Annotated in this window: 25 protein-coding genes, 5 tRNA genes and 1 pseudogene; 17 read left to right on the top strand and 14 right to left on the bottom strand. The window is 72.6% G+C overall.

Annotated elements, in window-relative coordinates; genetic code table 11:
* The first annotated feature begins 127 nt into the window (after positions 1–127).
* Positions 128–991 (top strand): DUF8083 family protein, encoded by an 864-nt coding sequence (locus tag ABD358_RS19525; protein ID WP_344632369.1) that lies wholly within the window; start codon positions 128–130, stop codon positions 989–991.
* A gap of 500 nt (positions 992–1,491) precedes the next feature.
* Positions 1,492–1,698 (top strand): developmental transcriptional regulator BldC, encoded by a 207-nt coding sequence (bldC, locus tag ABD358_RS19530; RefSeq protein ID WP_020869672.1) that lies wholly within the window; start codon positions 1,492–1,494, stop codon positions 1,696–1,698.
* Positions 1,699–2,184: 486 nt separating this feature from the next.
* Here the strand turns inward: bldC and ABD358_RS19535 are convergent, their stop codons facing one another.
* The 3 genes from ABD358_RS19535 to hrpA all read right to left on the bottom strand — a co-directional run bounded on the left by ABD358_RS19535 (position 2,185) and on the right by hrpA (position 6,906).
* A complete protein-coding gene (locus tag ABD358_RS19535; RefSeq protein WP_344632370.1) occupies positions 2,185–2,607 on the bottom strand; it encodes a DUF6274 family protein in 423 nt (140 codons plus the stop codon).
* A 151-nt stretch (positions 2,608–2,758) separates the two neighbouring features.
* Positions 2,759–2,833: transfer RNA gene (locus ABD358_RS19540), tRNA-Asp, on the bottom strand.
* Between the two features lie 101 nt (positions 2,834–2,934).
* A complete protein-coding gene (gene hrpA / locus ABD358_RS19545) occupies positions 2,935–6,906 on the bottom strand; it encodes an ATP-dependent RNA helicase HrpA (protein WP_344632371.1) in 3,972 nt (1,323 codons plus the stop codon).
* 107 nt (positions 6,907–7,013) lie between these two features.
* Between hrpA and ABD358_RS19550 the strand changes: the two genes are divergently transcribed.
* Positions 7,014–8,120: an ABC transporter permease gene (locus ABD358_RS19550; RefSeq protein WP_344632372.1), complete on the top strand. Its 1,107-nt coding sequence runs from the start codon at positions 7,014–7,016 to the stop codon at positions 8,118–8,120.
* Here ABD358_RS19550 and ABD358_RS19555 read toward each other — a convergent pair.
* Positions 8,117–8,698: a DUF2087 domain-containing protein gene (locus ABD358_RS19555; RefSeq protein ID WP_344632373.1), complete on the bottom strand. Its 582-nt coding sequence runs from the start codon at positions 8,696–8,698 to the stop codon at positions 8,117–8,119. The genes ABD358_RS19550 and ABD358_RS19555 overlap by 4 nt on opposite strands.
* A 116-nt stretch (positions 8,699–8,814) precedes the next feature.
* Here ABD358_RS19555 and ABD358_RS19560 point away from each other — a divergent pair, with 116 nt between their 5' ends.
* Positions 8,815–10,104, top strand: a complete 1,290-nt coding sequence (locus tag ABD358_RS19560) for a DUF1877 family protein (protein ID WP_344632374.1) — start codon at positions 8,815–8,817, stop codon at positions 10,102–10,104.
* Between the two features lie 227 nt (positions 10,105–10,331).
* Here ABD358_RS19560 and ABD358_RS19565 read toward each other — a convergent pair whose 3' ends face one another.
* The 5 genes from ABD358_RS19565 to ABD358_RS19585 form a co-directional block, all read right to left on the bottom strand.
* Positions 10,332–10,550 carry a cold-shock protein gene (locus tag ABD358_RS19565; protein WP_344632375.1) on the bottom strand — a complete coding sequence of 73 codons (219 nt, stop codon included), beginning with the start codon at positions 10,548–10,550 and terminating at the stop codon, positions 10,332–10,334.
* 437 nt (positions 10,551–10,987) lie between these two features.
* Positions 10,988–11,061, bottom strand: a tRNA-Phe gene (locus ABD358_RS19570).
* A 4-nt stretch (positions 11,062–11,065) separates the two neighbouring features.
* Positions 11,066–11,140, bottom strand: a tRNA-Asp gene (locus tag ABD358_RS19575).
* 38 nt (positions 11,141–11,178) lie between these two features.
* Positions 11,179–11,251, bottom strand: a tRNA-Glu gene (locus ABD358_RS19580).
* 136 nt (positions 11,252–11,387) lie between these two features.
* Positions 11,388–13,001 (bottom strand): metallophosphoesterase family protein, encoded by a 1,614-nt coding sequence (locus ABD358_RS19585; RefSeq protein ID WP_344632376.1) that lies wholly within the window; start codon positions 12,999–13,001, stop codon positions 11,388–11,390.
* A 98-nt stretch (positions 13,002–13,099) separates the two neighbouring features.
* On the opposite strand from ABD358_RS19585, the gene ABD358_RS19590 reads away from it, so the two are divergent.
* From ABD358_RS19590 to crcB, 3 genes are read left to right on the top strand one after another with little or no spacing between them, the layout of a single operon-like run.
* Positions 13,100–13,462, top strand: a complete 363-nt coding sequence (locus ABD358_RS19590; RefSeq protein ID WP_344327321.1) for a metallopeptidase family protein — start codon at positions 13,100–13,102, stop codon at positions 13,460–13,462.
* Positions 13,459–13,947, top strand: a complete 489-nt coding sequence (locus ABD358_RS19595; protein WP_425576375.1) for a fluoride efflux transporter FluC — start codon at positions 13,459–13,461, stop codon at positions 13,945–13,947. Before ABD358_RS19590 ends, ABD358_RS19595 begins: the two co-directional genes overlap by 4 nt.
* Entirely contained in the window at positions 13,944–14,342 is a 399-nt protein-coding gene (gene crcB / locus ABD358_RS19600) for a fluoride efflux transporter CrcB (protein WP_344632377.1), read from the top strand. The genes ABD358_RS19595 and crcB overlap by 4 nt, the downstream gene beginning before the upstream one ends.
* A gap of 24 nt (positions 14,343–14,366) precedes the next feature.
* Here the strand turns inward: crcB and ABD358_RS19605 are convergent, their stop codons facing one another.
* A complete protein-coding gene (locus ABD358_RS19605) occupies positions 14,367–14,840 on the bottom strand; it encodes a hypothetical protein (protein WP_344632378.1) in 474 nt (157 codons plus the stop codon).
* Between the two features lie 575 nt (positions 14,841–15,415).
* Between ABD358_RS19605 and ABD358_RS19610 the strand changes: the two genes are divergently transcribed.
* Positions 15,416–17,341 (top strand): DEAD/DEAH box helicase, encoded by a 1,926-nt coding sequence (locus tag ABD358_RS19610; RefSeq protein WP_344632379.1) that lies wholly within the window; start codon positions 15,416–15,418, stop codon positions 17,339–17,341.
* A gap of 254 nt (positions 17,342–17,595) precedes the next feature.
* Positions 17,596–17,668 (top strand) — tRNA-Lys (locus ABD358_RS19615).
* A gap of 218 nt (positions 17,669–17,886) precedes the next feature.
* Here ABD358_RS19615 and ABD358_RS28465 read toward each other — a convergent pair.
* Positions 17,887–19,050 (bottom strand): annotated as a pseudogene (locus ABD358_RS28465) (tyrosine-type recombinase/integrase); the annotation flags it as partial.
* Complete coding sequence (locus tag ABD358_RS19620) at positions 19,047–19,799, bottom strand: helix-turn-helix domain-containing protein (protein WP_344632380.1); 753 nt, start codon at positions 19,797–19,799, stop codon at positions 19,047–19,049. The gene ABD358_RS19620 and the pseudogene ABD358_RS28465, both read right to left, overlap by 4 nt.
* A gap of 85 nt (positions 19,800–19,884) precedes the next feature.
* Between ABD358_RS19620 and ABD358_RS19625 the strand changes: the two genes are divergently transcribed.
* The 8 genes from ABD358_RS19625 to ABD358_RS19660 all read left to right on the top strand — a co-directional run bounded on the left by ABD358_RS19625 (position 19,885) and on the right by ABD358_RS19660 (position 24,331).
* Entirely contained in the window at positions 19,885–20,145 is a 261-nt protein-coding gene (locus ABD358_RS19625; RefSeq protein ID WP_344632381.1) for a hypothetical protein, read from the top strand.
* Positions 20,146–20,277: 132 nt separating this feature from the next.
* Complete coding sequence (locus ABD358_RS19630; RefSeq protein ID WP_344632382.1) at positions 20,278–20,709, top strand: hypothetical protein; 432 nt, start codon at positions 20,278–20,280, stop codon at positions 20,707–20,709.
* The gene (locus ABD358_RS19635) at positions 20,706–20,909 is read left to right on the top strand and encodes a hypothetical protein (protein ID WP_344632383.1); all 204 of its coding nucleotides are present in this window, start codon (positions 20,706–20,708) and stop codon (positions 20,907–20,909) included. The genes ABD358_RS19630 and ABD358_RS19635 overlap by 4 nt, the downstream gene beginning before the upstream one ends.
* Positions 20,906–21,394: a DUF2742 domain-containing protein gene (locus ABD358_RS19640; RefSeq protein ID WP_344632384.1), complete on the top strand. Its 489-nt coding sequence runs from the start codon at positions 20,906–20,908 to the stop codon at positions 21,392–21,394. Before ABD358_RS19635 ends, ABD358_RS19640 begins: the two co-directional genes overlap by 4 nt.
* The gene (locus ABD358_RS19645) at positions 21,391–22,467 is read left to right on the top strand and encodes an AAA family ATPase (protein WP_344632385.1); all 1,077 of its coding nucleotides are present in this window, start codon (positions 21,391–21,393) and stop codon (positions 22,465–22,467) included. Before ABD358_RS19640 ends, ABD358_RS19645 begins: the two co-directional genes overlap by 4 nt.
* Before the next feature lie 257 nt (positions 22,468–22,724).
* Positions 22,725–23,030, top strand: a complete 306-nt coding sequence (locus ABD358_RS19650; RefSeq protein ID WP_344632386.1) for a hypothetical protein — start codon at positions 22,725–22,727, stop codon at positions 23,028–23,030.
* Positions 23,031–23,187: 157 nt separating this feature from the next.
* Positions 23,188–23,544 carry a hypothetical protein gene (locus tag ABD358_RS19655; protein WP_344632387.1) on the top strand — a complete coding sequence of 119 codons (357 nt, stop codon included), beginning with the start codon at positions 23,188–23,190 and terminating at the stop codon, positions 23,542–23,544.
* A gap of 16 nt (positions 23,545–23,560) precedes the next feature.
* On the top strand, positions 23,561–24,331 hold the full coding sequence (locus tag ABD358_RS19660) for a hypothetical protein (RefSeq protein WP_344632388.1): 771 nt from the start codon (positions 23,561–23,563) through the stop codon (positions 24,329–24,331).
* A gap of 89 nt (positions 24,332–24,420) precedes the next feature.
* Here the strand turns inward: ABD358_RS19660 and ABD358_RS19665 are convergent, their stop codons facing one another.
* Together ABD358_RS19665 and ABD358_RS19670 are read right to left on the bottom strand one after the other, a co-directional pair.
* On the bottom strand, positions 24,421–24,570 hold the full coding sequence (locus ABD358_RS19665) for a hypothetical protein (RefSeq protein WP_344632389.1): 150 nt from the start codon (positions 24,568–24,570) through the stop codon (positions 24,421–24,423).
* A gap of 150 nt (positions 24,571–24,720) precedes the next feature.
* A complete protein-coding gene (locus ABD358_RS19670) occupies positions 24,721–26,892 on the bottom strand; it encodes a cell division protein FtsK (RefSeq protein WP_344632390.1) in 2,172 nt (723 codons plus the stop codon).
* Positions 26,893–26,913: the final 21 nt, after the last annotated feature.

Consider the following 26,913-nt stretch of genomic DNA (forward strand, 5'->3'; position numbering starts at 1 on the left):
GGCCGGATGGGACGAGGGTACGGCTTGCCGGGCCCCGGGGGTACAGCGATGCGGAATCGGTGCCACGATCGGGGTACCGAACTGCCGTCGTCCGCCCTCGGCCCACCGCTCCGGGAGGAAGAAACCCGTGGCCCTCACTACTCCGGTGGTCGTCCCGTACGCGTCCTATCTGCGGGTCTACGAGCCGCTGGCCGCTTTTCCCGAGCCGGAGCGCTCGCACTGGGCCCGCTACGCGGAACGCGAGCACCTGCCCGGCGCCCAGGAGGAGCTGCGCCGGTCGCTGGCCGACCTGGTGCCGGTCCCGCCCGTGGTGGTTCCGGTGCGGGAGAGCGCGGACGCCTTCGTCGCCGAGGTGGACGGGATCGTCTGCGTCTGCCCCTGGCGGACCCGGCTGCGCGGCTGGCAGGCGCTGTCCAGCGTGGGCGGGGACCTGCCCGCGCCGGTCCTGGACGCGGCGGTGCCGCCGGTGGTGCGGCGCGAGGCGGCGGCGGACTACGACCGCTGGCGCGAGCGGAATCCGGACGCCCGGCCGTGGATCCGCTCGGCGGCGTGGCACGTCCCGATCCGCTGGTTCGTGCTCTTCGCCGACGAGGAGCGCGAGTACGGCAAGGGGACGGGCGGAGGCGCCGGGAAGGGCGGGGAGGAGTCCCTCGTCCTGCGCTACCGCACCCCGATGGTGCAGGCCCGGCGGCGGGTGGCCCGCGGGCTGAAGGTGCTGAGGGACAGGCTGGAGGAGAGCCCGCTCATCGACGGGCTGGTGGACGTGGGCCGCTGGCTGGAGGAGTTCCACCCCCGCTCGCTGGTGGAGCTGGACTACGGCGGACTGGTGTATACCATCTCCGAGGACCGGCTGGCCGAGGACCATTCCGCGGCCGACGCGGCCGAGGGGCTGGCGGCGCTGCGCGAGGGGGACGGCGAGCGCGCGAGCGCCGTGTACGAGCGGTTGACCGAGCGTTGGCGGGCCGTGCGGCAGCGGGGACTGGCCAGTTGAGGACCGCTGTGCGGCCGTGCTTCCGGAGGAGGTCGCTCCGCGCGTCGCGGGGTGCGCCGATCCGCTCGATCCGGGTTATCCGCCCAAGCGTGATGGAAAGCACTTAACCGGGGCCTTGTTCTCAAGCGCATCTCTCATGTCAAAATAGGACAAGGAGTCCGGAGAGGGCTCCTTCCGGCCAACTAAGGTCGGAACCATCGGTATTGCACTTCTCCTCGGAGGGCCGGAGGGCTCTGCTCACGTTGTAACCGATCGTCACGAGGGCGTGACTGTCCGTTATGGCACGGTCCATCGGCTTCCGTCGAGGTTGGACACCTGCGAGGGCAATTCCGTCGGTTTGGCCGACGTGGCTGGACAGATGGTGTAGTTGTAGTGCCGAGGACAAGCCGTTCGTCCTATAACCGACTCGGCCCGCGTCCGCCATTTCGGGCAACGCGGGTCAAGGTGCAGAATTTAGAGGAAAGAACCGTGATGGTTCGGTTCTCCCGAGGAGGCCGCTCATGACCGCTCGCACCCCTGATGCCGAGCCGCTGCTGACCCCGGCTGAGGTTGCCACCATGTTCCGCGTGGACCCGAAGACGGTCACCCGCTGGGCCAAGGCGGGCAAGCTCACGTCCATCCGCACGCTCGGAGGGCACCGCCGCTACCGCGAGGCGGAGGTGCGTGCTCTGCTGGCGGGCATCCCGCAGCAGCGCAGCGAGGGCTGAACAACCCCGCAGGAAACGGGCGTACAGGGACCCCCATCCCGCTTCGGCGCCCGCTCGCACCATCTGTCAGGCCGGTGTCCCCCACGTGGCCTGAACGTCGACCGCGCTGGGCTCCGCCGGGCCCGGCGCGGTTTTCGTCTGCGAGAGGCCCCCTCGACCGGAACCGGAAGGTCCGGTCGAGGGGGCCTCCGCGCGTCAACAAGGCCGCAGGGGAGGGGTGTTCGCCGGCCGAAGGGGATCCTCCCGCATGCGGAGGGGGTGTGGCGAGGTTGTGAAGAAGGCCGTGGGGAGCGAACAGTGCAATGGCACATATTAAATTTGGCTGGTGTGGGAGGAGGGTCGATTCCCCTTCCCGATGAACCGATTCGGTGACTCCCGTCACATTGCACGGATCTTGCCCGCAGCAACTCCCGTGCGGTAGTGGAACATGAGCGTCCGACAGGCCGCCGCAGGCACCGCGGCGGCCGGAGGGCCGTGCGCCGCCGGTCAGTTCACCGGTCCGCCGACGGCGGCCGGCTCGCCCCCGTCCCGCTCCGCGCGGGCCGCGGTCCCGGCCGGCGCGGCGAGCGAGGGGGAGTCCTCCGGAACCTCCGGCCGCGGCGCGCGTGCGGACGCCGCGGAGAGCTCCGGAGGGAGGACGGGAGCGGGAGGCGCCGCGGAGGGCGCCTGAGATCCCTCGACGGATCCCTCGACGGAGTCCGAGGCGGAATCCCCGGCGCCCGAGGCGGCCTCCGCGCCCGGCTCGGGACGTGTGCGGGAGGGCTCGTCGGCCGGGTCCATGGCGAGCAGCCGCAGCCGGTGGCAGACCGGGCAGTGGCGGGTCGCGTGGCCGTAGCGCGCCGCGGCCGCCAGATGGGCCCTCAGCAGGGCGCGTGTCTCGTGACGCGGGGAACCCGGAGCAGCCGGCATGGCGCCACCTCCCTCGTAGCAGGGGTACCCGCGTACCGGGGAGGCGTCAAGACGGCCCGGCGGCACATGGCAGAGGAAGGTGCCGGGAGGACCGGGCGAACCGGGAGAACGGCCGAAGGCCCGAGTCCGGTGGACTCGGGCCTTCGCTGTGCGGTCCTGACGGGATTTGAACCCGCGGCCTCCACCTTGACAGGGTGGCGAGCACTCCAAACTGCTCCACAGGACCTGGAGACCACAGCCGGTTCTCCGTCGGATTCCCGGGCTGCGAAAAGAGACTCTACAGCAGCTCAGGGTCTCAAGGCGAACTCACCGACCGTGGCCGTCGTACTACGGCGCCGCCGCGTCCACGGCCTTGACGATGCGCTTGTCCGACACCGGGTACGCCGTTCCCAGGGCGTGGGCGAAGTAGCTCACCCGCAGCTCCTCGATCATCCAGCGGATCTCCTTCGCCTCGCGCGGCACCGGCCGCCCCGGCGGGAACTGCTCCAGCAGCCACGCGTACTCGTCCCGCATCTCCTTCACCTTCGCCATCCGGGCCCGGTCCCGGTCGACGTTGGTGGGGAGCTGCTGGAGGCGGCGGTCCACGGCCACCAGATAGCGCAGCAGGTCCGGCAGGCGGCCCGCCCCGTGGGCGGTCACGAAGCCCGGGCAGACCAGTTCCGAGAGCTGTTCGCGCACGTCCGCCAGGCTCGGCACGAGCGCCGGGCTGCCCGCCAGCTGGGGCGTCTTCAGCCGGCGTTCGCAGGCCTGCCAGGCGGCGAGCACCTCCCGCACCTGCCGGACGGTCGCCACCACCGCGTCGGTGATGTCGGCGCGCACCGCGTCGAAGAGCTTGCGGAAGCCCTCCTCGTCCCAGGCCGGGCCGCCGTGCGCCGCCATCAGGCGGTCGGCGGCGGCCGTCACGCAGTCGTCGAACAGGGCCTGGACGCTGCCGTGCGGGGAGGCGGCGAGCGCGAGCCGGTCGCGGTTGGCGAGCCGGTCCTGGGCGAACTTGGCAGGATTGGAGGGCAGGTTCAGCAGGATGAGCCGGCGGGTGCCGCGCCACATCGCCTCCCGCTGCTCGTCCTCGGTGTCGAAGAGCTTCACCGACACCGAGTCGCCGTCGTCCGCCAGCGCCGGGTACGCCTTGACCGGCTGGCCCGCCCGCCGCGTCTCGAAGGTGCGGGGGAGCGTGCCGACCGTCCAGGACGTCAGGCCGGTGCGCTGCTCGACGCGGGCGCCCTCCTTCGCGGAGTCGAACGCCTTGGACAGGGCGGCCCGGGTGCGGGGCCGCAGGGCGGTCTTCAGCTCCTCCAGGTCCTTGCTCTCGGAGTCGCCGGAGAGCTTGCGGCGACGCTCGTCCACCACCCGGAAGGTGATCTTCAGGTGGTCGGGGACCCTGGAGAGGTCGAAGTCCTCCGGCTCCACCCGTACGCCCGTCATCCGCGTCAGCTCGCGCGCCAGCACGTCCGTCAGCGGCTCCCGCAGCGTCCGCTCGGGCACCCCGCCGCCCTCGGAGACCGCGTCCAGGAAGCGCCGGGCGAAGTTGGGGGCGGGCACGCAGTTGCGGCGGACCGCCTTGGGCAGGGAGCGGATCAGCTCGGTGACCAGGTCCTCGCGCAGGCCCGGGATCTGCCAGTCGAAGCCCTCGGGGACGACCTGGTTGAGCACCTGGAGCGGGACGTGGACGGTCACGCCGTCGGCGTCCGCGCCCGGCTCGAACTGGTACGTCACCCGGAGCCTGAGCTTCCCCTGGTGCCAGACGTCGGGGTAGTCGGCCTTGGTGACCTCCCCGGCCCGCTCGTTGATGAGCATGGACTTCTCGAAGTTGAGGAGGTCCGGCTCGTCACGGCGCTTCTTCTTCCACCAGGAGTCGAAGTGCGCGCCGGAGACCACGTGGTCGGGGATGCGCCGGTCGTAGAAGTCGAACAGCGTCTCGTCGTCGACGAGGATGTCGCGCCGGCGGGCCCGGTGCTCCAACTCCTCGACCTCGCCCAGCAGTTTGCGGTTCTCGTGGAAGAACTGGTGGTGGGTCCGCCAGTCCCCCTCCACCAGGGCGTGGCGGATGAACAGGTCGCGGCTGGTCTCCGGGTCGATGCGCCCGTAGTTCACCTTGCGCTGCGCGACGATGGGGATGCCGTAGAGCGTCACCTTCTCGTACGCCATCACCGCCGCCTGCTTCTGCTCCCAGTGCGGCTCGCTGTAGGTGCGCTTGACCAGGTGCTGGGCGAGCGGCTCGATCCAGTCCGGGTCGATCTTCGCGTTGACCCGCGCCCACAGCCGCGAGGTCTCCACCAGCTCGGCCGACATCACCCAGCGCGGCGGCTTCTTGAACAGCGCCGAGCCGGGGAAGACCGCGAACTTGGCGCTGCGCGCGCCCAGGTACTCGTTGTTCTTCTCGGCGTCCTTGAGCCCGACGTGCGACAGCAGTCCGGCCAGCAGCGACTGGTGGATGCGGTCCGGGTCCGCCTCCTGGTCGCCCAGGTGGACGCCCATGGACTTGGCGACCTGGCGGAGCTGGACGTAGATGTCCTGCCATTCGCGTATGCGCAGGTAGTTGAGGAACTCCGACTTGCACATGCGGCGGAAGGCCGAGGAGGACAGCTCCTTCTGCCGCTCCCGCACGTACTTCCACAGGTTGAGCAGGGTGAGGAAGTCGCTGTTCTCGTCGCGGAAGCGGGCGTGCTGCTGGTCGGCCTGCTGCTGCTTGTCGGCGGGCCGCTCGCGCGGGTCCTGGATGGACAGGGCGGCGGCGATCACCATGACCTCGCGGACGCAGCCGTTGCGGTCGGCCTCCAGCACCATCCGGGCCAGCCGCGGGTCCACCGGGAACTGGGCCAGTTTGCGGCCCGTCTCCGTCAGGCGCTTGCGGGGGTCCTTCTGCGTGGGGTCGAGGGCGTTCAGCTCCTCCAGGAGCTGCACGCCGGCCTTGATGCTGCGGTGGTCCGGCGGGTCGATGAAGGGGAAGCGCTCGATGTCGCCCAGCCCGGCGGCGGTCATCTGGAGGATGACGGACGCCAGGTTCGTCCGCAGGATCTCCGGGTCGGTGAACTCCGGACGGGAGAGGAAGTCCTCCTCGGAGTACAGCCGGATGCAGATGCCGTCCGAGGTACGGCCGCAGCGGCCCTTGCGCTGGTTGGCGCTGGCCTGCGAGATCGGCTCGATGGGCAGCCGCTGGACCTTGGTGCGGTGGCTGTAGCGGGAGATGCGGGCGGTGCCGGTGTCGATGACGTACTTGATGCCCGGCACCGTCAGCGACGTCTCGGCGACGTTGGTGGCCAGGACGATCCGGCGGCCGCTGTGGCGCTGGAAGACGCGGTGCTGCTCGGCGTGGGACAGCCGCGCGTACAGCGGCAGCACCTCGGTGAAGCGGAGGTTCTTCTTGTTGAGCGCGTCGGCGGTGTCCCGGATCTCCCGCTCGCCGGAGAGGAAGACCAGGATGTCGCCCGGCCCCTCGGCCTGGAGCTCGTCGACCGCGTCGCAGATCGCGGTGATCTGGTCCCGGTCCGGGTTGTCCCCCTCGTCCTCCAGCAGCGGCCGGTAGCGGACCTCCACCGGGTACGTACGGCCCGAGACCTCGATGATCGGGGCGTCGCCGAAGTGCCGGGAGAAGCGCTCGGGGTCGATGGTCGCCGAGGTGATCACGACCTTGAGGTCGGGGCGACGGGGGAGGAGCTGGGCGAGGTAGCCCAGCAGGAAGTCGATGTTGAGGCTGCGCTCGTGCGCCTCGTCGATGATGATCGTGTCGTACTGGCGCAGCTCGCGGTCGGTCTGGATCTCGGCCAGCAGGATGCCGTCCGTCATCAGCTTGACCAGGGTGTCCTCGCCCACCTGGTCGGTGAAGCGGACCTTCCAGCCCACCGCCCCGCCCAGCGGGGTGCGCAGCTCCTCCGCGACGCGCTCGGCCACGGTGCGGGCTGCGATCCGCCGCGGCTGGGTGTGCCCGATCAGCCCGCGGACACCGCGCCCCAGCTCCAGGCAGATCTTGGGGATCTGCGTGGTCTTCCCCGACCCCGTCTCACCGGCGACGATCACCACCTGGTGGTCCCGTATCGCCGCCAGGATCTCGTCCTTCTTCTGGCTGACGGGGAGCTGCTCGGGGTAGTCGATCGCGGGTACGGCGTCCCGCCGCGCGGCGACCCGCAGCTCGGCCCGCTCGACCTCGGCGGCGATCTCGGAGAGGACGGCCTGCCGCGCCTCCGGTTTGCGGATGCGGCGGGTGCCCTCCAGTCGCCGTCCCAGCCGCTGCTGGTCGCGCAGCATCAGCTCGGGCAGCCGTTCCAGGAGGGCGGGGAGGGTGGGATCAGACACAGTGGACATACGAACTCCAGGATCGCACCCGCGCCGAGCACCGGGCGAATCAATTCGCCCGGACTTCCGGGCGGTATGCGGTCTTGTGGGGGGAATGACTGATTAGGGTGAGGCGCATGAGCGACCAGCGCCACCCCTCCTCGCGCGGTACGCCCGGCTCCCATGATGCACAGGAGCCCCACGGGACCGTCTCCCGGTGGTGGCGGCGGTTCAGGGCGTCGCCGTTCCTGCCCGCCACCGTGCTGGTGCTGATCGTCGGCGCGGCGGCCGGGCTCTTCGCGGGCTCCTACACCTATGCCATGGCCGACCCCACGCCGCACCGCATCCCCGTCGCGGTCGTCGGCGACACGGCGGCGCACGAGGAGCGGGCGGACGTCTTCGCGGACGCCATGAGCGAGGACCTGCGCTCCTCCCTGCAACTGCACCGGTACCCCACCCGCGCGGCGGCCGGGGACGCCCTGGAGGCCCAGGAGGTCTTCGCCGTGCTGCTCATCCCCGGCGGGGGCGGTGAGGACGGCGGGGACCGTGGGGCGGGGCCCGTCCTGGAGGTCTCCAGCGCCTCCGGCGCCTCCGTCGCAGAACTGCTCACCGAGGCCGCCCGGGAGGTGGGCGAGGAGACCGGCCTGCGGGTGGCGGTACGGGACGCCAAACCGCTGAACCCGGGCGACCCGCGCGGCCTGGCCCTGTTCTACGTCACCCTCGCGGCCGTCGTCGCCGGCTTCATCGGCGCCATCCAGCTCAGCGTCAACGCCCGCGCCCTGAATCCGCCCGAACGGATCGCCTTCACGGCCGCCTACTCCCTGCTCGGCGGCTTCTCCATCACCGCGATCGTGGACTGGGGACTGGACGCGGTCGACTTCCCCTTCGTCCACTCCTGGATGATCCTGGCCCTGACCATGTTCGCCTCGGGCATGGTCTTCACGATGTTCCAGACCCTGATCGGCCGCTGGGCCATGCTCCCCACCTGGGGCCTGATGGTCCTCATCGGCAACCCCTCCTCGGGCGGCGCCGTCTCCTGGCCCCTGCTGCCCTCGCCCCTGGGCGTCATCGGCCGCTGGCTCCCCCCGGGCGCCTCCGTCAACGCCCAGCACACGGCCGTCTACTTCCCCGGTCACCAGCACGTCCAGCCCTATCTGGTGCTGGCCGGCTGGGCGGTGCTCTCCTGCGCCGTGTTCTGGATCTGGCGCCACCGCCACCCGGGCGGCCGCCGCGCGGACACCTAGTGCCGCGTCAGCCAGTACCGGCCGTTCTCTCTGGTCAGCAGGCACTCGTCGATCAGGTACCGCCGCACCGTCACATGGTCGGTGGCCCCGCCCTCGCACCATGTCCGCAGCCGGTCGTCCACCTCGCGCTCGGCGTAGACGCGCCCGGGTTCGAAGGACTCGGCCGCGACGCGCTCCAGGACCGGCCGCCGCCTGCCCTTGCGGGCGGGCAGGTGGACGATCCGGCCGTCGTGCACGAAGGCGTGCAGCGGGTCGGCCGCCGTCCGCCGCCCGGCCGCCTCGCGCGCCGCGCTCCCGGCGGTACGCGCGAGCTCCTTCAGCCGCCCGTCCGCCACCCGCAGCCCGTCCCCGCCGTTCCCGCTGTTCCCGCCGTCTCCGCCGTCGCCGTCCCCGCCGTTCCCGCCGGAGACCAGCCCGCCGTCCCGCAGCCTGCGCACGGCCACCGCGGCGTCCTTCACGGACAGCCCGGTGGCCGCGGCCACGGCGGGAACGTCCCCGGCTCCCAGGACGAGGGCGGCGAAGGCGCGCAGCCGTGCCGGTTCGGCGAGCAGCCGGACGAGACCGTCGGAGGAATCCATGCCCGCCACCCTGCCACCGCCCCGCCCCGTACCGCCCCTGGTTTTCCCGGCGGACGCGGCTACGGTGACCCCGTCCGTCCGCGGGAGAGCCGCGGGAAGCGCAGGGAGGAGGCACCGTGTCCGAATCCGTTCCCGGCCCGCGGGCACTGTGGCGGGAGGCGCTCGCCGGGGCGGACCGGGCCTTCACCCCGCCGCCCGCCCTCCGCGGACCGGTGCGCGGCTGCGCCTTCTGCCGTCCCGAGGAGGAGCTGCTCCTGCTCGGGGGCGCCCCCGACGCCGTACCGGACGACCTGTTCCTGCACTTCATGCACAAGACGCCCGGCCACTGGATGCCGGACCAGTACCCCGTCCTGTGGCGCCGCCTGATGCCCCGCGCCCTGCGCCACTGGGGGCCGGACGGCGGCAGCTTCGACCACGCCAGGGAGCTGAGCCGGCTCGGCCCGCACGGCGCGGACCTGCCAACCTGGCCCGAGGACGAGCGCACCGCCGTCGAACGGGCCTTCCGCGCCCTGCTGACCACCGCCCTGACCGGCGGCGGCTCCCCGTACCCGGCGACCGAGCTGGTGGAGGGGATCGCCTGCGCCACGGACGGCCCGGAGCCGTGGCTGGAGCACCTGGCCCGCCTCCCCGGCCCCGACGCGGACACCGGCCTCGTCCGCCTCGCCCGCCGGTGGACGGACGACCTCCTCCGGGACGACCTCAGGTTCTGGTGGTACGACGACGGCGCTCCGCGGGTGATCGCCGAGTGGCTGCCCACCCTGCGCCCCCGTCTCGCCCGCATCGCGGCCCGCCACCCGCACCCCGGGACCGCCGGGGAGGCGCGGGAGGTGCTCGACCTGCTCCGCGAAGCGCCCGAGCACACCTGGCTGTCGGTGGACGCCCCTAGCATCCGCGGCATGGGGATGACCGGAAACTACGCGCGCCTCACCCCGGCCGAGTACGAGCGGGCCCACGCCGACCCGGAGTGGGCGCACGGCTTCGTCCTGGAGACGGCCGAGACCGAGTGGCGGGCGGCGACACCCGCCGGGCGGGCCCGCTTCCTGGACGTGGACAAGACCTGGCACGCCCTCCAGTTCCTGCTGGACCGCGCCGGGTTCCCCCTCGACATCGTCCTGTGCGACGAGCCGCTCCCCGGCGCTCCCGACTGGGGCTGCACCCCGCCCCTCCGCCTCGGCCCGGACGAGGTGGCCACGGCGGCCGGGGCCCTGGCGGAACTGCCGTTCGACGCACTCGTCCGCGACCTGCGCGCCGAGGAGATGACGCGCGCCGACGTCTACCCCACGGTCATCTGGGAGCGGGACGGCGCGGACGCCCTGGACTACGTCCGCCACCACTACGAGGACCTGCGCCTCTTCTTCACCGCCGCGGCCCGGGACGGCGACACCGTGCTGACGTGGATCTCCTGACCCGTCGCCCGCGCCTCAGCCGTTGAGCCGGTGACCCGGCATCAGGGCGCGGGCGGCGTCCGGCCGCTCCTCGGCCGCGTCCGGCGACGGCGCGGTCGACGCATGGAGGATTCGACCTGGCCACCGCCTTACAAGTTCGATCAGCCGAACGCCACCGCATGCCGCACTGAAGGGTGCGGGGGGCAGGACGAGCCGCGGAGGATCGTGGGCGTGCGCCGTCGCCGATGTCAGGCCGGCCGAGGGACGATGTTCACCGCTCGGTAGGCGTACCCGTCCTGCCCGGGGGCTTCCCACTGGAGGTCCACTCGCTGTCCCGGTGACAGCGTGCGGAACCCTTCCATCTGGATGTGGGAGTAGTGGCCCCAACATCCACCAGGAGTCTCGGGGGAGTCGAGCACGCCCCACCCTTCCTCGTCGCGCCACTCGCGGACAGTCGCAACCACCATGGGAGGAACCCTACGAGTTTTTCCCGGGGGAGGCCCATGGCGGGCATGGGTTCACGCCGTCGGCGGACGCCGGGGCGGAGCGGGAGGAAGGCAGGAGCGCGGGCCCGGCGGGGAGCCGGGCCTGTGCGGCCACGCGCTCCTGGCTCTCCCCGCTCTGCCGGGTCCAGACGGATACGGCGTCCTCGCCGTTGGGGCTCATCACCGCCACGTGTCCGACGACCTGGTGGGACGAACCGCCGGCGAGGCCTGTCGAGGGACTCGTCCACCCGGTCTGTGCGTGCGGCTGCCACGCGGCCCTGGAACGGCGGGAGGCGGTCATGAGGGCCGCCGGGCGGACGGGGGCGCGGCTCCCGGAAGTGGTGGAGCGCCCCGGCTGAGGGCGTCCGAGCACGGAGAAGCCCCCGGCGAGCGGACTCGCACGGGGGCTTCTCCTGCGGTGGCTGGGGCCGGGGTCGAACCGGCGACCTTCCGCTTTTCAGGCGGACGCTCGTACCAACTGAGCTACCCAGCCGCAGCGGTCCTGACGGGATTTGAACCCGCGGCCTCCACCTTGACAGGGTGGCGAGCACTCCAAACTGCTCCACAGGACCAAGCTTGTACGAGCACTAGTCTCGCACAGGGTGGTGCGTGCCCCCAACGGGATTCGAACCCGTGCTACCGCCTTGAAAGGGCGGCGTCCTGGGCCACTAGACGATGAGGGCTGATGGCCCACCTGGGCGCCTCTCAGCGCGTCGGGGACGTGAGAAGCATATGGGATGGGAGGACGGTTCGCCAAAACCGTTTTCCGGGGGTGTCCCGGCCGGGGCCCGAAAGGGGCCGCCCGTGCCCCGGCCGGGGCTAGTCGGAAGGCTCCTCGGACGGCCGGCCCGAGGGGGTGCCGGAGGGTGACGGGGAGGAGTCGGGGGACGGGTCGGGGGAGGGGGTTCCGCCGGGCTCCACCTCTTCCGGGAGGTGGCGGCTGACCTCGGCCGTCGTCAGGCCCAGGCCGCCGAGGGTGATCTCGTCCCACGCCTGGAGCCGCTTGGTGTCCTGGTCCAGGTAGAGCACGGTGGCCATGACCTGCTGGGGCTCGTCGCCCTCCACGGCCCGCAGGCCGCCGCCGCCCGTGGAGCCCACGATCATCAGCCGGGTGCCGTCCTCCATCACCCGCGTCTCGCGGCGGTGGACGTGGCCGGAGAGGACCAGCGGCACGCTGCCGTCCGTCTGCTGGGCCGCGATCGGGTTGTGCGCCGCCGCGATGTGCACCGGCTCGCCCCTGGCCGCGCTCTCGCGGATCGCCCCGGCCAGTTCGCGCCCGGCGGAGCGTTCGGACTCGTCGCCCTCGGCGACCACCGAGCGGTCCGGGGTGAACTGCGGGTCGCCGGTGCCCGCGATCCGCACGCCGTCCACGACGACCGACTCGCCCTCGTCCAGGACGTGGGTGTTCTCCAGGTCCTCCAGGTACTCCTGGGTGGTCTCCGAGTCGTGGTTGCCGCGCACCCACACGTAGGGCGCCTCCAGGTCCTCGACGGGGTCGAGGAAGCCGTTCTCGGCGGCGGTGCCGTGGTCCATGGTGTCGCCCGTGTCGACGATCACGTCGATGCCGTACTGCTCGACCAGGGACGCGATGATGTGCCACGCGGCCGGGTTGAGGTGGATGTCGGAGACGTGCAGCACCCGGATGGTGCCCGGGTCGGGCCGGTAGGTGGGCAGGGTGGAGGTGGCGTCGTAGAGCTTGGTGACGTTGGTCACCAGCCGGGCCAGCTCCTGCTGGTAGACGTCGAACTCGGTGACGATGCTGCGCGCGTTGCCGACCACGCTCGGCGCGCCGGCCAGCAGCCCGGAGAACCTCGGCTCCAGCACCGACTTGGGGTTCCACGTCGCGTACGCCGTCGCGCCGGAGGCGGCCAGCAGCGTCAGGGCGAGTCCGCCCGCCGCGAGCGCGGGCCGCGGCCGCCGGTAGACGGCCAGGCCGAGAGCCGTGGCGCCGGCGAGCACCGCCACGCAGGACCGCACGGCCAGGTCCCGCGCGCCGGCCTGGACGTCCCGGGAGATCTGCTCCTCCAGGCCGCTGATCCGCTCCGGGTGGTCCACCAGGGCCCGGGCGCGCTCGGGGTCGAGCTGGTCGATGTCGACGTCGAGGCCGAGCGGGGCGGTGTGGCTGTCCAGTTCGAGCGAGCCGAGTGGCGGCACGTCGATCTCCGTCCCCCCGTCCGGCGAGGGGCGCAGCGACATCCTGGTGTCCACCGGTCCCACGGGCGCCTCCACACTGCCCACGACGAGCAGCCCGAGCCAGGCGCCCAGCAGCGTGACGGCGGCCAGCGCGAGCGCACGGACCCAGGGACGGGGAGTGCGGGCGAGGGAGGGCGCCGGCGCCGTGCGGCGTGCCCGGCGGCGGTGCCGGAGAGCGCCGGGAACGGCTGCGGCCCGGCGGGCGGCGGCCCGGAGCGGCCGAAGTGGTTCGCGGCTCATGACGTGCCATATGCCCTGCTCGTGCGGCGGCCATGCGGTGACCGGCACGCGGTGCCGGGACCGTGCGGCGGCCGAGGGGCGTGGCGGACAATGGGCGCGTGCTGGAGATGACGCGCGAGGAGTTCGAGGAACTGGTCGCCGAGGCGCTCGACCGGATCCCTCCGGAGCTGACGCGGCTCATGGACAACGTGGCGGTGTTCGTGGAGGACGAGCCGCCCGCCGAGGACCCCGAGCTGCTCGGGCTGTACGAGGGCACGCCGCTGACCGAGCGCGGCGAGTGGTACGCGGGGGTCCTGCCGGACCGGATCACCATCTACCGCGGCCCCACCCTGCGGATGTGCGAGCGCGACGGCGGCGACCGGGAGATGGTCGTCGAGGAGGTGGAGATCACGGTCGTGCACGAGATCGCCCACCACTTCGGCATCGACGACGAGCGGTTGCACGCCCTGGGCTACGGGTGAGCCGCGGGCGTCGGGTGGAGGCGCGGGGGGAGGAACCCGTCGACCCGGACGTCGACCTGCGGGTGCCCGCCCAGCGCGCCGAGACCTCCGGGGGCCGTGCCCGGACCGTCCTCGCGGCCGTCGCGGCGGGCGGGGCGCTGGGAGCGACGGCCCGCCACGGCCTCACGCTCGCCTGGCCGGCGCCGCCGGGCGGCTTCCCCTGGGCGGTCCTCGCCGCCAACGCGGTGGGCTGCGCGCTGATCGGCGTGCTGATGGTGCTGGTGAGCGAGCACGGACGGGTGCGGCACCCCCTGGCGCGGCCCTTCCTCGGCGCGGGCGTGCTGGGCGGCTTCACCACGTACTCCGCGTACGCGCTCGACACCGTGCGGCTGCTGGAGCGGGGCGAGACGGGCACCGCCGTGGCGTACCTGGGCGGCACCCTCGCCGCCGCGCTCGGCGCCGTGTGGGCGGCTGCCGCGGCGACCCGGGCGGCGGTGGCGCGGTGAGCTGGACGGACCCGGGCGGCGCGGCCGGCTGGCCGCTGGTGGCGCTCGGCGGGGCGGCCGGGGCGTGCCTGCGGTACGCGGTGGACCGGGCGGTGCAGGCCCGGCACGAGTCGGTCTTCCCGTGGGGGACCTTCACCGTCAACGCCGCGGGCAGTCTGCTGCTGGGCCTGGTGGCCGGCGCCGCCTGGGGCGCGGCCGGGCCGGCGGCGGGGGCGCTGCTCGGCACGGGGCTGTGCGGCGCGCTGACGACGTACTCGACCTTCTCCTACGAGACGCTGCGGCTGGCCGAGCGCGGCCACGTGCGGGCGGCGCTGGCGAACGCGGTGGGCACCGCGGTGGTCGCCCTGGGGGCGGTTTGGGTGGGTCTGTCCGTCGCGCGTGACCTGTCGGGCTGATGGCAGTTGGGCAGTGGGCCCGCCTCAGTCCTCGCATCCGGAGGTGCCGCCCGTGCGCCGCAACCCCACCGCTTCCCACACCCCGTCCCGCACCCCGTCCCGCGCGTCGGCCCGCACCGCCGGGCGCGGGGGCGTCCGCACGGCGGCCGGCGCCCTGCTGGTCGCGGCCCTCGGAGGCTGCATGACGGTCGGCCCGCCACCCGACGGGGAGGACGCCGGGAGGCGGCCGGCCGGGCACCAGGCGTCCCGGGCCGCCGACGGCGTGCCGACCGGGAGCGCGGTGGTGCCGCGCGGTGGGAGCGCGGGGCGGGACGGCGACCGGAAGCGCCCGGGGGAGAGCGGGGACGCGAAGGGCGGTGACGGGAAGGGGCGCGAGTCCTCCGGTTCGCCGTCGCCCTCCTCCTCGCCGTCCGCGGGCGCGTCGCGCTCGGCGCGGCCGTCGCCGTCGCAGAGTCCGGGCAGGGGCGGCGGCAGGCCCTCCCCGCCCGTCCCCCCCACGCGTGACTCCACTCCGCCGCCGGCTCCCACGGCCCCGCCCGCCGACCCGACCCCGTCCGGAGGCGACGGGGGAGGGGGCGGCGGCGGAGACGGCGGCGCGGGAGGCGGTGCCGGCGGCGGGGAGGGCGGCGGCGGGGCGGACCCGGGCGCGGAGGAGGACCCGCGGGGCGGCCCGCGGGACGGCCCGCGGGACGGCCCGGGGACGGCGTCCACTCCCCGCGCGGCCCTCCCCGGTGCGGCCGCCCTTCCCACCGCGACCGCCCTCCCCGGTGCCGTGCTCCCGGACACCGGCCTCCCCGGCGCCGGAGTCCCGGACGGCTCCGCCGGACGGTCCGGCGAGTCCGCCGACCGACCGTGACCGTTGTCACAAGGTCCTTGCGGGGGAAGGGATTTGCGCGGGGGGCCACTGGGCCGTATGGTGGTAGATCGTTTGATCCCATTTGCCCGGCGCCCATTTCCAGCGCGCCGTGTGGCGCGTTCCTTACCCGAGCCGTGGCTGACCGCATCGAGGCGGTCGTATGCGAAAACACGGAGTCGTGGGCGCGTGCCATGACTCCGGAAGGTTTTCATCTCGCATGACCGTAACCACCCCTGACGTCATCCTGCCCGAGGACGAGAAGACGACCACGTTCGCCGACCTCGGACTGCCCGGGGAGATCGTCCGCAAGCTCGCGCACAACGGCGTCACCGTCCCCTTCCCGATCCAGGCCGCGACCATCCCGGACGCGCTGGCGGGCAAGGACGTCCTCGGCCGCGGCCGCACCGGCTCCGGCAAGACGCTGAGCTTCGGTCTGCCCCTGCTCGCCCGGCTGGCGGACGGGCAGACCCGGCGCAAGCACCCCCGCGGCATCGTCCTCACCCCCACCCGCGAGCTGGCCATGCAGGTCAGCGACGCCCTCCAGCCCTACGGGGACGTCCTCGGCCTGAAGCTGAAGGTCGTCTGCGGCGGCACCTCCATGGCCAACCAGATCAGCGCCCTGGAGCGCGGCGTGGACATCCTCGTCGCCACCCCGGGCCGGCTGCGGGACCTGATCAACCGCGGCTCCTGCTCGCTGGACGACGTGCGGATCGCCGTCCTGGACGAGGCCGACCAGATGGCCGACCTGGGCTTCCTCCCCGAGGTCACCGAGCTGCTCGACCAGCTCCCCGAGGGCGGCCAGCGGATGCTGTTCTCCGCCACGCTGGAGAACGAGATCGACACCCTGGTCCGCCGTTACCTGGCCGACCCCGTCAGCCACGAGGTGGACGCCGCCCAGGGCGCCGTCACCACCATGAGCCACCACGTGCTGATCGTGAAGCCGCGCGACAAGGCGCCGGTCACCGCCGCGATCGCCGCGCGCAAGGGCCGCACCATCGTCTTCGTCCGCACGCAGATGGGCGCCGACCGCGTGGCCGAGCAGCTCCGCGAGGCGGGCGTGCGCGCGGACGCGCTGCACGGCGGCATGACGCAGGGCGCCCGCACCCGGACGCTGGCCGACTTCAAGGACGGCCGCGTCAACGTGCTGGTCGCCACCGACGTCGCCGCGCGCGGCATCCACGTCGACGGCATCGACCTGGTGCTGAACGTGGACCCGGCCGGCGACCACAAGGACTACCTGCACCGCTCCGGCCGCACCGCCCGCGCGGGCCGCTCCGGCACGGTCGTCTCGCTGGCGCTGCCGCACCAGCGGCGGCAGATCTTCCGGCTGATGGAGGACGCGGGCGTGGACGCCTCGCGCCACATCATCGGCCGCGGCGACGCCTTCGACGACGACGTGGTCGAGATCACGGGCGCCCGCTCGCTGACCGAGGTCCAGGCCGAGTCGGCTCTGAACGCCGCCAAGCAGGCCGAGCGCGAGGTGGCCGAGATCACCCGTCAGCTCGAGCGCGCGCAGCGCCGTGCCGCCGAACTCCGCGAGGAGGCCGACCGCCTGTCGGCCCGTGCCGCCCGCGAGCGGGGCGAGGACCCCGAGGCCGCCGTGGCCGCGGTGGCCGAGGCGACCGCCACCGCGGCGGCGGAGGCCATCGCCGAGGTCGCGGCTGCCGAGGCGGAGGCCGAGGCGCGGCGGGAGCGCGAGGAGAGGTCGTACGACCGCCGGGACCGGGACCGGGACGACCGGCGTCCGTTCAACCGCGACCGCGACCGTGATGACCGCCGCCCGTTCAACCGGGACCGGGACGACCGGCGTTCATTCAACCGGGACCGTGACGACCGCCGGGACGGTTACCGCGGCGGCGACCACCGCGGCGGCGACCACCGCGGTGGCGACCACCGCGGTGGCGGCCGTCCGTACGAGCGCCGCGACGACCGGGGCGGCTTCCGCCGCGACGGTGAGCGCCGCGACAGCGACCGCCGTGACTTCGGCCACCGCGACCGCGACGACCGCCGCCCGTTCAACCGGGACCGCCGTGACGACCGCCGCCCCTTCGGCCACCGCGACGACCACCGCCGCGACGACCACCGAGGTGACCGCGGGTACGACCGCCGGGCCGACAAGCCGCGCTGGAAGCGCAACGGCTGACGCCCCGGCACCCCGGACACCCGAGGGCCCGTTCCGAACTCCCGTTCAGGAACGGGCCCTCGGCCCGTCCGCGGACGAGGGTCGCCGGACCGGCCGACGGGTGCGGGGCGACGCCGGCCCGGGGGCGGCGGAGGCCGGAGACGCCGCCCGGCGGAGGCGCGGCGGGGCTCCGTAACCCCACCGGCCGTCGCGCCGCGCGCAATGTCCCCAATGCCTTCGAAGCACGGCCCGACTCCGGGCTATGCTTCGTGGGCGGGCCGTTAGCTCAATTGGCAGAGCAGTGGACTTTTAATCCATTGGTTGTGGGTTCGAGTCCCACACGGCCTACCGGAACCCTCGGGGTTGGAACCCTCGTTGACCTGCGTCAACGGGGGTTCCGTCGTCTCCGGGGCCGCTTCGTCGGCGGAATCCGTAGGCGGGGTGGTCACAGAGTGGTCACACACGTCCTCGGCCGGCGCAGCCGGGGCCGTCTTCCGGGACCGCGGAACCAGCGCCGAAGCGCGCTCCGCAGCGTCCCGTCCGACACCGGCCAGCAGGTGCGAGTAGGTGTCCGACGTGATCGAGATAGAGGAGTGCCCGAGGCGCTTCGAGACGATGGCGAGGTCGACGCCGGCCGCGAGCATGAGCGACGCCTGCCCATGCCGCAGGTCGTGCAGCCGCACCCGGCGCAGCCCAGCCTCATCGACCAGGGCGCCGAACAGCTTCGTCACGTCGTCCGGCCGGAGCGGGCTCCCGTCCTCGCGGGCGAACACGAGCCCGTGATCCTTGTACGCCTCGCCCCACTGCTCCCGCTCGGCGTCCTGCCGCATCCGGTGCGCCAGCAGCGCGCCCACCGTCCCCTCGTCCAGATCGATGACGCGGTCCTCACCGGACGCGGTCTTCGGCTTGCCGAAGGACATGCCCAGGTGCCCGGCCTCGCAGTACTGGCACGGCGCCGGCGCGAGCTTGTTCTTCTTCCGCCCCGACTCCTGCACGATCTGCTGCCGGACCACGATCACCCGGCGGGCCAGGTCGACGTCCTCCCAGCGCAGCCCGATGGCCTCGCCGCGGCGCATCCCGGTACCGGCGATGACCTCGAACAGCGCCCCGAGGCGGTGCGTGCCGATGTGATCCAGGAACGCGCCCAGCTCGGCAGGCTCCCACGGCTTCACCTTCGGCCGCTGCGCCTTCGGCAGCTCCACGTCCTTGGCCGCGTTGAAGGTGACCAGGCGGCGCCGCACGGCCGTGGACAGGGCGCTGCGCAGCGTCGCGTGCACCCGGCGGATGGTCGCCGCCTTCCGCTCGCCGTTGTCCAGCGCGGTAAGGAGCTGGTCGACGTGCGACGGGCGCAGATCCCGCAGCCGCAGGCGACCGAGCTGGGGAACGAGGTAGTCCTCGATGTGGTGCCGGTAGGCGCGCAGCGTCGACGGGCGCAGGCCGGCCCGCTCCTTCGTCTCCAGCCATGTGGCGAGCCACTGCGCGACCGTTTGGCCGTCGTCGTGGGTGTACGTGCCCTCGCCGACCCGGGCCAGCAGCTCGGTAAGCGCGGCCTCGGCCTCGGCCGCGGTGCGGAACCCGCCCTTGCGGACCTGCCGGCGCTTGCCCGTCTCGTCCCGGCCGGCGTCGGCGACGTAGTACCACGCGCCGTGATCCTTGCGGCAGTTCCGCCGGTTGCCCTTGGCGTCGTAGGTCACCGGGCACTTGCACCGCTTGTAGACCGAGCCCTTCATGCCTCAGCACCCCCTCGAACGATTTTTCCGTCCGGCATGAGGACCGGCAGAGCCTCGGGACGGTCGAGGATGTCCAGCGACTTGAGCTCCTCGGCCCAATCGGGTGTGAAGGCTGGCACCTGGACTCCCTCACGCATCATCTTGTTCAGCACCTTGGCGAGGGCGCGGAAAGCATCCAAGCGAGCTGCGTTCGCTGCCCGGTGCTCCTCCGATTCCTCGCCGTACCCGCGGCGCGCGAAGTTCTGTTCGCGGATCGCCACACGTAGCGCGTCGGCCGCGGCCTGGTGCTCCATGTACAGCTCCAGCGGGTACGCAGCCGCCCTCCAGGCGTCCACGATGTCCTCGTACTGTCCGAGCGGCCCGCCAGCTTCCGCGATGCGTCCGTCTTCCGTGCGGACGCCGGGCACTTCGTGGCCGGCTGCCCATCGCCAAGCGAAGTAGGTGGACAGCAGGTTGTTGTGGGGCGGGACTGGGACATCGTCCAGTGTGCCCACAGGGAAGGCCAGCAGCAGGGGCGGCACGGCCAGCGCGTAGCCGAGGACCATCAGCTCATCGACTGTGACCTCTCGCCGACGTTTGCCGGTCTCCTTGTGCTTGCGGCCGGTCTCGATGTTGGTGATCGCGGCGTATGACAGTTCCGGGTAGCCGATAGCGGCACACCGGGCGGCGAGGTCTTCCCGGGTCATACCCAGGCGTTCCCGGTGCTTTCGCACTTCGGCGGCGACGACATCACTAAGGCTGGGGTGCACATCGACAAGCTACCGCACAGGGTTGCACTGTGTCGAGTGGCGGCGTACCTTCTTGCTTGTAGTTCTGCACTCCATTGAGTGCAGGATGCAACGCAACGGAGGAATCATGCCCTCGTACACCACCACCGCTCGGCGCGGCCTCACTCGCGAAGAGCTGCTCAAGCTGCCTGCCAGCGCGCCGCTGGAGATCGGCAACAAGGCGTTCGGTATCGGCCGGACGACCGGATACGCGCTGGTCAAGCGAGGCGAGTACCCGTGCAAGGTGCTGCGGCTCGGCAACGCCTACCGCGTGATCACTGCCGACCTGCTCCGCGTGCTCGGTGTCGAGCCGGACACCGAGGCCTGAAACCCGAGCGGCCCCCAGCAGGCGGACCAACGCCTGTTGCCGGGGGCCGGAAGCACCCATCCATTCCTGAACAGCCGAACGGCGGCGCGGGTCTCGACCACCCGTGTGCGCCGCCGTCGAAAGGAGCTTCAAGTGAAGCGTAACGCCCTTCCCGCCCAGCGGACCACCAGCGCCGACGCGCCGCTCATCGCCACCCAGAAGGCAGACACCCTGCCGCCCGTCCTGCTGGAGCAGGCCACCCTCTCCGAAGGCATCTACGTCATCTTCAAGGACGACAGCACGCCGATCCGCGCCGCCTACGACCCGAAGCAGGTCAACCCCGCGGTCGCCGAGGCGATGCTCCGGCTGGAGCTCGGCCGCCGCCACGACGTCCCCGCCGGCCTGGTCATCTCCGTCGGCGGCTCCCTCGCCCTCGCCCCGCTCCCCGACGGCGAGCCGCTGCGAGTCGAGCGCCAGGACGACAGCGGGCTGCACGTCACCCTCGACACCGCCCAGGCGGACCTGGACACGGTGCTGGAGCTGCTGGAGCGGGCCCACGAGGAGAAGACCGGAGCCCGCGCGTGACCGACCGTCCCCGCTCCCGTGGCCTCCGCCTGGTGCACAGCACCGGGCGGGGGCCCTCCCCGCATCTGCGGCTGCTGAGCAGCAACCCCTACGGCCTCACTACGGCCGAAGTGCGGGCCGAGGCCCGGCGGTGCCTCGCCTGCGGTTGGCAGCTCTGGGAGGTCCGCTACCGCTTCGCCACGAAGGGAGGCGGCCGGTGACGACCACCGAACCCGACTTCACCGCCGACCCCACGGCCCTGTGGGCGTCCGCCCAGGTCACCGCCCTACTCGGTGAGCAGAACGAGCCCGCCCCCGAGTACGGCAGCCCGGCGTGGGCCCGGCTCCGTGCCGCCGACCCGCGACGGGCCGCGGCCATCATCACCGCCGCCGAACAGTGGCGACGCCACACCGCCCGTACGGCCTGGCTCGACCAGCTCCTCGAAGAGGACCCCGAGCGCTGGTTCGCCGTCGTCACCGCCGACGCTGACGACCAAGCCCGTCGCCTCGCCCCGATGCTCGCCCGCCGGCCGACGAACACCGAACAGGCCTTCCGTCGCCGGTACGGACCCGTCCGCCCGGTCAGGGCCGTGCCCGGGTGGCCCGTGGCCATCCCCGGCCGCCCCGGCTGGTGGCGCCACTGCATCGACGGCCAGCAGACCGACCTTCCGCACAGCACCCTGCCCGGTCAGGAGACAGCAGCTTGACCACGTACTACGAAGCAGAGGCACCGCCGGACGGGCGCCCGCCGCTCGACCCGGCGGTGGCTCTGTTGCAAGGCCCGTACCCGCCCCAGGAACAGCCCGAAGCAGCATCTCGCTTCACCCCGGGCGCGGCGTTCTTCCACGATGTACCGGACGCCCCGCCCGCCGTGTGGGGCGCGGGCAGCGAAGTCCTGTGGGCCGAGGGCGAGGCGCTGCTCATCGCCGCCCCGCAGGGCGTCGGGAAGACCACGCTCGCCCATCAGATCATCCGAGCCCGTATCGGGCTGCAAGAGGACGTCCTCGGCTTCCCCGTGACGCCGGGCCGGCGCGTCCTGCTGCTGGCCATGGACCGGCCCTCTCAGACCCGCCGGGCTGGCCACCGCATCTTCGGCCGCGACGATCCCGCCTACCTCAACGAGCACCTGATCGTGTGGCAGGGACCGCCGCCATTCGACCTCGCCCAGCGCACGGACATCCTCGCCGCCATGTGCGACAGGGCCGGAGCCGACACGGTCGTCATCGACTCCCTCAAGGACGCCGCAGTCGGCCTGTCCGAAGACCAAGTGGGCGCCGGGTACAACCGAGCCCGCCAAAAGGCGCTCGCCAACGGAGTGCAGGTGCTGGAGCTGCACCACCTGATCAAGCGCGGGCCGAACGGCGCGGCGCCCAACACCATGGCGGACATCTACGGCTCAACCTGGATCACCTCGGGCGCTGGCTCCGTGATCCTGCTGTGGGGCGAGGCCGGCGACCCGATCGTGTCCTTCCGGCACCTGAAACAGCCCATGGACGAAGTCGGCCCGTTCCACCTCTCCCACGACCACGCGGCAGGGCTAACGACCGTCTCGCACGCCGTGGATCTCCTCGCCCTGGTGCGCGCCACGGGAGCCCGCGGCCTCACCGCGGCCGAGGCTGCTCAAGCCATCTTCGAGACGAAGAAGGCCACCCGCCCGCAGAAGGAGAAGGCCCGCCGCCGTCTCGAACGCCTCACCGAGAGCGGCGCGTTGCTCCGCATCCCGGCCGCCGACCCGGGCGGATCGACCACCTACCGACTCGCCGCCCCGGAATTCCCGTGACGGCCCGCGGGGTGCACGCACAGGTGCACGCAGCCCCTTCGACGTGCACCCCGCACGCACCGCACGACAGGTGCACGCACAACACAAACCCACAGGCCACAGGTGCACGCACAGGCGCACGCACCGCACGGAGCCTAGGTGCACGTTTTCCACCCCCCCTAGAGGGGGGGAAACGTGCACCTTCCCGCTCGCATCCGGTTCCACCCGCCTCGCGTGCACGCGCGCACGCGGGAGACCACCCCGCAGAAAGGCACGTCATGATCCTCGGCCCCGAACAGATCAAGTGGAACGAGCGCGTCATCAGTCAGGCTCGCCGCCATGGCTGGCAGGTGTACGAACAGGCGCGGCGGAACAAGCGCGCTTTCGACCCGGGCCTACTGCTGGTGCGCGGTGACCGCATCCTCGCCGTGTGGCTGCGGACCGGCCGGCGCCGCGAAGACCGTCAGCCGGACACCGACCGCTTTCCCGCGGCCGTGGAACGGTACGTGTGGTACCCGGCTGACTGGCCGCACGTGGTCTCCGCACTGCTGATAGACCCGGGCGACGGCGCTCCGGGAGCGTGACCACCAAGTGAGCACCCCACCGACGACCAGTAGCGGAGCGCCGCCCAGCGGATACCAAATCCGCTGGAACACGGTCCCGAACGGCTTCTCGACCGCAGCACGGTCGCCCCCTCGCACCCTCTCCCACCGCTGCAAATCTCAACCCTCGGGAGATCACATGCCGACCACGGAACCGAGTCTCATCGCCCGCCGCGTATGGCCTGGCACACTGCGGGCCCGCTGCTGCGTCTGCGGCGAGCCCCGCAACCTCACCCGGACCGTCCTTGAAGGCCCGTACGCACACGTCTGCCCGCGCTGCCTGGACGCAGCGCTGCGCCTGGTCGCCGAGCCCGTCCCGTCGACCATCAATCGCTGCTCCGGCCGCCACGACCACAACGACGACCGCCGGTTCAACGTCGTCGCCGTCTGGCCACTGGGCGGCTTCCTGAACTCCAGCGAGCCCACGATCCGGGCCTGCCCACGCCACCTGACCGAAGCGCTCGACACCCTCGCCGAGCGCCGAGCCACCGCCTGACTGTAGGAGGAGAACCATGCATCTGTTCGGACCCACCAGCACCGACGCCTACAACGCGCTGCACACGCTGCGCACGATCCGGCAGGAACGCATTCCGCGGCTGCGGCAGGACTTCGCCGACGCCGAACAGGCGGCGCGGACCTTCACCGATCCGCACCTGAACGACGAAGGGCTCCAGGCCCGGCGGAAGGAGATGCTCGACCAGGCCCGCGCGAAGCTGGCTGCCGCGCTCGACCGGCTGGAGGCCGAGGCGAAGCAGGCGGCCGACACCATCCGCCGGGTCGCTCAGGAGGCCACCGCACCGGCCGGGAACGCCAACGAGCAGCTCCTCGCCGAGATGCGGCAGAGCAAGGCGTGGGAGCGGGCGCGGTCGCTGCTGGAGGCCGGCCGTACCCCGGCCGAGGTCATCGCCTCGGCTGACGTCGACACGCTGCGGGCGCTGCGGGCCGAGCTGCCCACCTACCTGGCCGCGCAGGTGAAGCGGAAGCCCGGCCTGCGGAACGCCTACGGGCAGACCGGGGAGGAGTTCGACCCGGCGCCGGTGCTGCGCACCATCGACATGGCTATGGCAGAGAAGGTGGGAGGCCAGGAAGGCGCGGCGCTGCGGGCCGTTCTCGACCTGGCCACGGTCGAGCCCGGGCTCGAAGTGACGTTCAAGGGACTGCGGGCCGAGGCCGCGGGCATGGTCGACTCGATGGCCCGGATGTCCAACGCCATGGAGGCGAAGTACGCCGAACAGATGGCGGCCCGGACGCTGGTGGCCAGCGATCCCGCTCCGGCTGCCTGAGCGGCCTTCTCGCAGGCGTACAGCGGCCCCGGACCCTTCCCGGTCCGGGGCCGTTCGCGTGGCTTCTGTGGGCTACTACAGGCGTAGTGTCAGCGGCGGCCGTCGCGGTCGATGCGGCGCAGCGCGTTGTAGGCGCGGCGTCCGAGACGCAGCTTCCCGGCCGGGGTGAACGGCTGGGAGGCGCACAACGCTGCGTAAGCGACGAGCCAGAGCAGAATGGCGAGGCTAGCGGCGATCATCGGTGTCTCGGCTCCTTCTGTGGGCGGGATTCCGCGGGTTCGTGCTGGTGTGCTGCTAGGAACTAGATCGCTGGTCAGTGGACGGATGGGCCGCTAGTAGAGGTGCTAGACCTAGCAGCGCGGGCCGCTAGACCTAGCACCTCTGCGCGGTCAGCCCGCGGCCTTCTTTCCGTCACGGGCGGTGATGGCGGCGGCCACGTCGGCGCGCTTGATGCCGCGCCGGTTCTTGCCCTCGCCGTCGTCGGTGGTGCCCCACACCTGGGCGGTGGCGACGCCGTGGGGCTTGAGGGCGGCGGTCACCTGGGCCCCGGTCCACCCGTCGTAGACGTCGGGGCGGCGGTCGGCGAGCCGGGCGGCGATCCGCTCGTTCCACACCGCCTCTTCGTCGGCCGGGATGACGGCCAGGACGTCGGCGAGGATGTCGAAGTCGGCCCCGGGGTCGTCGGGGCCTTCGCCGATGGCGTGGCCGGTGATGTTGCCGTACTCCTCGCGCATCTTCCGGGCTCGGGTCACGATGCGTTCGGCGGCGGGGGCGTCGACGAACGCGCTGGAGACGATGCGGGGCTCGTCGCCCTCGCCGGCCATCCAGCAGATGCCGCGGTCGGAGCGGGAGAACATGGTGGCCCGGTAGCCGGCCTTGTACATCGAGGTGCCGAGCACCATGTCGTTGGCGGGCTGGCCCATCACCTTCAGGCAGAACCGCAGGACGGCGTTGGAGGAGATGCCGGTGGGCAGGGACTTGGCGTCCGGGCGTTGGGTGCCGAACATCGCCACGATGCCGAGCGCCGGGCCGCGCTTGACCAGGTCGGTGCAGATGGATTCGATCTCCGCGCCGTGCGTCTCGTGCTCGAAGGCGACTTGGCATTCGTCCAGGCCGACCACGATGGGGTGCAGCCGCAGCCGCTTGTCGCCGGCGAGCGTGGACGTCACCTTGGACTCCGGGCACACCTTCCGCGGCAACCCCTTGATGACCTTCGCGCGGCGGCGCAGCTCGTCTTTCAGCTCGCGCAGGGCGGCGAGGACGTAGGCGATGTCCTCGTCTTCCTCGCCGGCCCGGTAGCGGTGGCAGACCGGTTCCAGGGCGCCGAAGTCGCCGGTGCCCTTGAAGTCGAAGGCGTGGATCTCGGCCCGCGGGTCGAGGGCGGCGATGAGCAGCAGCAGCCGCATGAGGAACGTCTTGCCCATGCGCGGGATGGAGCCGACGACGACCGAGGCGAACATCAGGGTGACGCTGACCTCGCGCATGCGCTGGTCGTTGCCGAACACGACCGGCTTGAAGAGGTCGACGGTGCCGGCCTTCGCGAGCGGCCACGCGGGCTTGGTGGTCTCGTTCATCGGCTTGTCGCCGACCCACAGCACGAGCCGCCCCTCGTGCTCGTCCGGGTCGGGCGCGGGCCACACGCAGCCCAGCTTGCGGCGCAGGCCGGAGGCGAGCGGCTTGCGGGCCTCCATGATGTCCTCGGGGGTGACGCCGTAGGGCAGGTCCAGATCGGCGCGGTAGCCGGGCCCGTCGCGGGTGATGGGGGCGACGAACCGCAGCCCGTTCATGTCGCCGCCCTTCTTGATGGCGGCGCTGATCTTGGCGTTGCCGATGGCGTCCAGGCCGCGCAGCACGATGTCGCTGGTGAGCTTCTGCACTTCCGTCCTGAGCACGGCCGGGCCGATGACCGGGGCGTCCTTGGGCTGGCCCGCCCAGCCGAGGGCGAGGACGGCCACCGAGGCGGCGGCGTACAGCCACCCGGGGGCGAGGACGTACAGGGCGGCGGCGAAGGCGGTGCCGAACACCGCGGCGACGGCGACGACCAGGCCGCGCAGCCGCACCCGGTCGGCGCGCAGCTTGGCCAGCCGCATGTACTCCTCGGCGTCCTCGGCGCGCACCGCGGCCGCGCGCAGCGGCGCGGCCTCCCGGTCCCAGATCCAGCGGCCCGTCTCCCGGATCAGGCGGGCGGCGCCGCGCGGGGCCATGGCGGCGAGCTGCGCGCTGTACCAGGGCAGTCGGATGCCGTGGTAGGCGGTGGCGTATCCGGCCCGGCCGGCGGCGTGCTTGGCGGTGGCCAGCGCGTCGGCCTTGCTGCGCAGCCACGCGGGGATGATGGGGCGGCGCTTCTCCTCGTGGATGCCCGGGGCGGGCAGGTCGGGCGGGTCGACGGCCACCGGCCGCTCGCCGATGTCCTCGATGTCCTCGACGTCCTGGGCGGCGTCGGCGGGGGCGGGCGCCGGCCGCGGCTCGGGGACGGGCTGGACCGGCACCGGCTTGAGCAGCGACACCTGCGCGTCGTGCCCGTTGACCGCGGGCGGCGGGGTGATGGTGGAGTCGGTCATCATGGATCCTTCCTGGGGTTC

Source organism: Streptomyces glaucosporus (assembly GCF_039533345.1).
Taxonomy (GTDB): Bacteria; Actinomycetota; Actinomycetes; order Streptomycetales; family Streptomycetaceae; genus Streptomyces; species Streptomyces glaucosporus.

Coding starts and splice junctions, on each gene's coding strand:
- bldC (WP_020869672.1), top strand. CDS start 1,492: ATGACCGCTCGCACCCCTGATGCCGAGCCGCTGCTGACCCCGGCTGAG.
- ABD358_RS19535 (WP_344632370.1), bottom strand. CDS start 2,607: ATGCCGGCTGCTCCGGGTTCCCCGCGTCACGAGACACGCGCCCTGCTG.
- hrpA (WP_344632371.1), bottom strand. CDS start 6,906: ATGTCCACTGTGTCTGATCCCACCCTCCCCGCCCTCCTGGAACGGCTG.
- ABD358_RS19550 (WP_344632372.1), top strand. CDS start 7,014: ATGAGCGACCAGCGCCACCCCTCCTCGCGCGGTACGCCCGGCTCCCAT.
- ABD358_RS19555 (WP_344632373.1), bottom strand. CDS start 8,698: ATGGATTCCTCCGACGGTCTCGTCCGGCTGCTCGCCGAACCGGCACGG.
- ABD358_RS19565 (WP_344632375.1), bottom strand. CDS start 10,550: ATGGTGGTTGCGACTGTCCGCGAGTGGCGCGACGAGGAAGGGTGGGGC.
- ABD358_RS19585 (WP_344632376.1), bottom strand. CDS start 13,001: ATGAGCCGCGAACCACTTCGGCCGCTCCGGGCCGCCGCCCGCCGGGCC.
- ABD358_RS19610 (WP_344632379.1), top strand. CDS start 15,416: ATGACCGTAACCACCCCTGACGTCATCCTGCCCGAGGACGAGAAGACG.
- ABD358_RS19625 (WP_344632381.1), top strand. CDS start 19,885: ATGCAACGCAACGGAGGAATCATGCCCTCGTACACCACCACCGCTCGG.
- ABD358_RS19650 (WP_344632386.1), top strand. CDS start 22,725: ATGATCCTCGGCCCCGAACAGATCAAGTGGAACGAGCGCGTCATCAGT.
- ABD358_RS19655 (WP_344632387.1), top strand. CDS start 23,188: ATGCCGACCACGGAACCGAGTCTCATCGCCCGCCGCGTATGGCCTGGC.
- ABD358_RS19660 (WP_344632388.1), top strand. CDS start 23,561: ATGCATCTGTTCGGACCCACCAGCACCGACGCCTACAACGCGCTGCAC.
- ABD358_RS19665 (WP_344632389.1), bottom strand. CDS start 24,570: ATGATCGCCGCTAGCCTCGCCATTCTGCTCTGGCTCGTCGCTTACGCA.
- ABD358_RS19670 (WP_344632390.1), bottom strand. CDS start 26,892: ATGACCGACTCCACCATCACCCCGCCGCCCGCGGTCAACGGGCACGAC.